At 71.3% G+C, this 6160-nt stretch carries 1 pseudogene; it reads left to right on the plus strand.

Going from position 1 to position 6160, the window contains the following annotated elements:
• Nucleotides 1-6160 (plus strand): annotated as a pseudogene (locus IG74_RS53980) (type I polyketide synthase); the annotation flags it as partial.

Raw genomic sequence — 6160 nt, forward strand, 5'->3', positions numbered from 1 at the left:
GTTCCGGCTCCTGGAGCACTGGGGTGTCACCCCGGACGTGCTGATCGGCCACTCCATCGGTGAGATCGCCGCCGCGCATGTGGCGGGCGTGTTCTCCCTGGAGGACGCGTGCACGCTGGTGGCGGCCCGTGGCCGTCTGATGCAGGCGCTGCCCGAAGGCGGCGCGATGGTGGCCGTCCAGGCGTCCGAGGAGGAGATCGCCGGATCGCTCGCCGGTCGTGAGGCCGAGGTGAGCATCGCGGCCGTCAACGGCCCCACGGCCGTGGTCATCGCCGGTGACGAGGCCGCCGTACTGGAGATCGCCGGACAGTGGGCCGAGCAGGGGCGCAAGACGAGCCGCCTGCGGGTCAGTCACGCCTTCCACTCGCCCCGCATGGACGCCATGCTGGACGACTTCCGCAAGGTCGTAGAGGGGCTTACGTTCGCCCCGCCGACCATCACTCTGGTCTCCAACGTGACCGGTGAGCCAGCGGGCACGGACGAGGTGTGTTCGCCGGAGTACTGGGTCCGCCATGTCCGGGAAGCCGTGCGCTTCCTGGACGGGATACGGGCGCTGGAGAAGCTGGGCGTGACCCGGTTCGTAGAGGTCGGCCCCGACGGTGTGCTATCCGCGATGGCGCGGGACTGCCTGACGCGGGACGAGGTCGCGGCCTCGGCCGTGGTGCCGGTGCTGCGCAAGGACCGCCCGGAGGCGCGGGCGCTGACGGCGGCGCTGGCCGAACTCCACGTCCACGGAGCCTCGGTGGAGTGGAAGCAGGTCTTCGCCGGGCGCGGCGCGCGGACGGTCGAGCTGCCGACGTACGCCTTCCAGCGTGAGCGGTACTGGCTGGAGGACCACGCGGAGGCGTCGAACGGTTCCGCAGCCGTGGATGGCGTGGACGCGCGGTTCTGGGACGCGGTGGAGCGCGAGGACCTGGAGACACTGGCAAAGGCACTGGACGTCGACGGGAGCGGCTCGCTGGGCGAGTTGCTGGCTGCTGGCGGTGCCCGCCGGGCTCGCGGACAGCGAGCTCACCGTCACGATCACGCAGGGGCTGGAGAAGTACGGCGCTCGCGTCGTACCGGTGGCGGTCGACGGCGGCATGGACCGCGATGGGCTCGCCGAGGTGCTGCTCGGTGCGCTCGGCGATGAGTCCGAGGCGCGTGTGTTGTCGTTGCTCGCGCTGGACGAGGAGCCGTGTGCCGCGGAGCCGGTGGTCACCGCCGGACTCGCGCTGACGCTGCGGCTGGTGCAGGCCGCGGCCGGGTCGGACGTGGGCCTTCGGGTGTGGTGTGCCTCGCGGGGTGCGGTGTCGGTGGGTCGTTCCGACCGGCTCGCGAGTGCCGCGCAGGCACAGGTGTGGGGCCTCGGCCGGGTGGCGGCGCTGGAGCATCCGCAGATCTGGGGCGGGCTCGTCGATCTGCCCGAGACGCTCGACGAGCGCGCCGTGTCGCGGCTGGCCGGGGTGCTGTCCGCGAAGGACGGCGAGGACGAGACGGCGATCCGGGGCTCCGGTGTGTTCGGCCGGCGGCTGGTGCGCACGGCGTCGACGGGCGGCGAGGCGTGGCGGCCGAGCGGCTCGGTGCTGATCACCGGTGGTACGGGTGCGCTGGGCGCGCACGTGGCGCGCTGGGCGGTGCGTGAGGGCGCCGAGCACGTGGTGCTGACCAGCCGCCGCGGGGCGGAGGCCGAGGGTGCCGCCGAGCTGAGGGCGGAGCTGGAAGGGCTCGGCGCCGCCGTGTCGGTGGTGGCCTGCGACGCCTCCGACCGGGATGCGCTGGCCGAGTTGCTGGCGGGCATTCCCGAGCGCCTCCCGCTGCGCGGTGTGGTGCACGCGGCCGGTGTGCTGGATGACGGCGTCCTGGACGGTCTGACCGACGAGCAGCTCGCCGGGGTGCTGGGAGCGAAGGTCGAGGGCGCGCGGCTGCTGCACGAGCTGACGGCCGACCTGGAACTGGACGCGTTCGTGCTGTTCTCGTCGTTCGCCGGTGTGGTGGGCGGCGCCGGACAGGGTGCCTACGCGGCGGCGAACGCGTATCTGGACGCGCTGGCCGTGGTGCGCCGTGGTGCCGGTCTTGCCGGTACGGCGGTGGCCTGGGGACCGTGGGCCGAATCCGGTATGGCCGCGAGCGGCCGCGCCGGGGAGCGGGTGCGCGGTGGCGCGGTGTCCGCGATGGCCCCGGCGCTGGCGGTGGACGCGCTGAGCTGGGCCGTCGGCCAAGAGGAGGCGTCGCTCGTCGTCGCGGACGTCGACTGGGAGCGCCTGGCCCCGTCGCTGGCCGCCGCGCACGGCGGCACTCTCGTCAGCGGCATCCCCGAGGCGCACAAGCACCTGGCCACGGACGACGGCGGCGCCGGTACGGCGGCGGCCACCTTCGCCGGGAAGCTCGCCGGACTGTCGGCGGCCGAACGCAACGAGGCCGTGCTGGAGCTGGTCCGCGGCCAAGCGGCCTCGGTGCTCGGCCACACCTCGGCGGACTCGATCGAGCCCGGCCGCGCCTTCCGCGACCTCGGGTTCGACTCCCTCACGGCGGTCGAGCTGCGCAACCGGCTGGACCTCGCGACGGGCCTGCGTCTCCCGGCGACGCTCGTCTTCGACTACCCGACCGCCGCCGAACTGGCCGACTACCTGGACGCCGAGGCGTTCGGCACGGCCCAGCCGGCCCTTGACACCGCCCGGCCGAACGCGGTGGCCGTGGACCACGACCCCATCGCGATCGTGGCGATGAGCTGCCACTTCCCCGGAGACGTCCACACACCGGAGGACCTGTGGCGGCTGGTGGCCGAAGGCGCCGACGCCATCTCCGCATTCCCCGCCGACCGCGGTTGGGACCTCGACGGGCTGTACGACCCCGACCCCGAGCGGCTCGGCACGTCCTACGCCCGCGAGGGCGGCTTCCTCTACGGCGCCCCGCAATTCGACGCCAGGTTCTTCGGGATCTCCCCGCGTGAGGCGCTGGCCATGGACCCGCAGCAGCGGCTGCTCCTTGAGACCTCGTGGGAGGCGTTCGAGCGCGCCGGTATCGCTCCCGAGTCGCTGAGGGGTGCCCGGGCGGGTGTGTTCGTCGGGACGAACGGCCAGGACTACGCCGGATTGTGGGTGGACTCCCAGGGCGACCTCGAAGGCCACTTGGGCACGGGCAGCGCGGCCAGCGTGGTGTCGGGGCGCATCTCCTACACCTTCGGTCTCGAAGGGCCCGCGGTGACGGTGGACACGGCGTGTTCGTCGTCGCTGGTGGCGCTCCACATGGCCATGCAGGCGCTGCGCCAGGGCGAGTGTGACCTGGCCCTTGCCGGTGGTGTGTCGGTGATGTCGACACCCGGCGCCTTTGTGGAGTTCAGCCGCCAGCGTGGCCTGGCCCCCGATGGCAGGTGCAAGCCGTTCGCGGACGCGGCGGACGGTACGGGCTGGTCCGAGGGTGTGGGCCTGCTGCTGGTGGAGCGGTTGTCGGACGCGCGGAAGAACGGCCATCCGGTCCTGGCGATCGTGCGTGGCTCGGCGGTCAACCAGGACGGCGCGTCCAATGGCCTTACGGCGCCCAACGGTCCGTCCCAGCAGCGGGTGATCCGCCAGGCACTGGCCAGCGCGGGGCTGTCGGCCACCGAGGTGGACGCGGTCGAGGCGCACGGTACGGGTACGACGCTGGGTGACCCGATCGAGGCGCAGGCACTGCTGGCCACGTACGGCCAGGAGCGGTCCGAGGAGCAGCCGCTGTGGCTGGGGGCCATCAAGTCGAACATCGGGCACACCCAGGCCGCCGCCGGTGTCGCGGGAATCATCAAGATGGTGATGGCGATGCGCGAGGGCGTGTTGCCGAAGATCCTTCACCTGGACGAGCCGTCGCGGGAGGTGGACTGGTCGGCGGGTGAGGTGCGTCCGCTGACCGAGGCCACCGCATGGCCGGAAACCGGCCGTCCGCGCCGGGCGGGCATCTCCTCGTTCGGGCTCAGCGGGACCAACGCCCACACCATCATCGAGCAGGCGCCGGAGGCCGGGCAGCCCGCGGCTTCGGACGCCGTGGCTCCCGCTTCCACTCCGGTTTCCGCTTCCGTGACCGTCGGGTCGTCGGCAGTGGTGCCGTGGCTGGTCTCGGCCAAGAGCCAGGAGGCGTTGCGGGCACAGGCCGGGCGGCTCGCCGCGCATGTGGCGGCCCGGGGTGACCTCGATGTGCTGGATGTGGGGTATTCGCTGGCGGCCAGGTCGGTGTTCGAGCACCGTGCCGTGCTGGTCGGCGAGGACCGGGAAGCCCTTCTGCGTGGTCTTGAGGCCGTGGCCGGGAGCGGAATCGCTTCCGGTGTGGTCCAGGGGCAGGCGGTGTCCGGCGGTAAGACGGCGTTCCTGTTCTCGGGTCAGGGTGCGCAACGCCTGGGTATGGGGCGGGAGTTGTACGACGCCTTCCCGGTGTTCGCCCGCGCCCTGGACGAGGTGTGCGCGCACCTGGACGTCGTACTGGACCGCTCGCTGAAGGACGTGATGTTCGCGGCCGAGGGTGGCGCGGACGCCGAGCTGCTGAACCAGACGGCGTTCACGCAGCCCGCGCTCTTCGCCATCGAAGTGGCGCTGTTCCGGCTCCTTGAGCACTGGGGTGTCACCCCGGATGTGGTGATGGGGCACTCGGTGGGTGAGATCGCCGCCGCGCATGTGGCGGGGGTGTTCTCGCTTCAGGACGCGTGCACGCTGATCGCGGCGCGTGGCCGTCTGATGCAGGCCCTGCCGGAGGGCGGCGCGATGGTGGCGGTGCAGGCGTCGGAGGAGGAGATCACGGCGTCGCTCGCCGGTCGTGAGGCCGAGGTGAGCATCGCGGCGGTCAACGGACCGACGGCCGTGGTGATCGCCGGGCACACGCAAGCGGTCCAGGAGGTGGCGGACACCTGGACGGCGAAGGGGAGGAAGACTAGGTGTTTGCGGGTCTCACATGCGTTTCACTCTTACCTCATGGACAGTATGTTGGACGAGTTCGGCCAAGTGGTCCGTGAGGTGTCTCTTGAACCGCCGACCATGGCGCTGGTGTCCAATGTCACTGGTGGGCCGGCCTCGGAGGGAGAGACGTGTTCTCCGGATTACTGGGTCAGGCATGTGCGTGAGGCGGTTCGGTTCGCGGATGGGGTTCGTTCGCTTAAGGCGTTGGGTGTGACAAGGTTCTTGGAAGTCGGTCCGGACGGTGTGCTCACCGCCATGGCCCAGGACTGCCTCGCGGAAAGCTCCGAGGACGCTTCGGCGACGGTTCTGGTCCCGGTGCTGCGTAAAGAGCGCCCCGAAGCGGGGACGTTGATGACGGCGCTTGCCGAACTGCATGCACACGGTGCCACGGTGGGCTGGGAATCGATATTCGCCGGACAAGGTGCCGGCAAGGTGGAGCTGCCCACATACGCGTTTCAGCGTGAACGGTTCTGGCCTGAGGCATCCGCGTCCGGCGGCGGCCGGAATTCCGGTTCGACGGCCGCGGACTCGGTGGACGCGCGGTTCTGGGAAGCGGTCGAGCGCGAGGATCTCGAAGCGCTCGCCCAGGCGCTCGACGTCGATGGCAACGCACCGCTGAGTACGGTCATGCCCGCGCTGTCCGCGTATCACCGGAGCAACCGCCAGCAATCCACGATCGATGGTTGGCGTTATCGGGTGTCGTGGAAGCCGGTTGGGGATGTGGCCGGTGGGTCGCTGTCGGGGATGTGGCTGGTGGTGGTCCCGGCGTCGTGTGCCGGGGACGAGTCGGTGGCGGGCGTTGTTTCCGGGCTTGAGCGGCATGGTGCCGCTGTGGTGTCGCTGGTGGTGGGGGAGGGGGACCTCGATGCCGGGGTGCTGAGCGGGCGGCTGCGTGAAGTCCTCGCTGCCGCACCGGAGGTGGGTGGTGTGGTGTCGCTGCTCGCTCTGGACGAGGGGTCGTGCCCGGGGTATCCGGAGCTGTCGGCTGGTTTTGCTTCGACGTTGACGCTGGTGCAGGCATTGGCCGAGGTGGACGCCGAGGGTCTGTTGTGGTGTGTGTCGCGGGGTGCCGTGTCGGTGGGCCGTTCGGATCGGCTCGCGAGCACCGCGCAGTCGCAGGTGTGGGGCTTGGGCCGGGTAGTGGGGTTGGAGCACTCGGCGCTGTGGGGTGGTCTGGTTGATCTGCCCGAGGTGCTGGATGAGCGTGCGGTCGCGCGGCTGGTGGGCGTGCTGTCCGGCGGGGCCGGTGAGGCTGCTGA

It is taken from the genome of Streptomyces sp. NRRL B-1347 (genome assembly GCF_000720325.1).
Classification (GTDB): Bacteria; Actinomycetota; Actinomycetes; order Streptomycetales; family Streptomycetaceae; genus Streptomyces.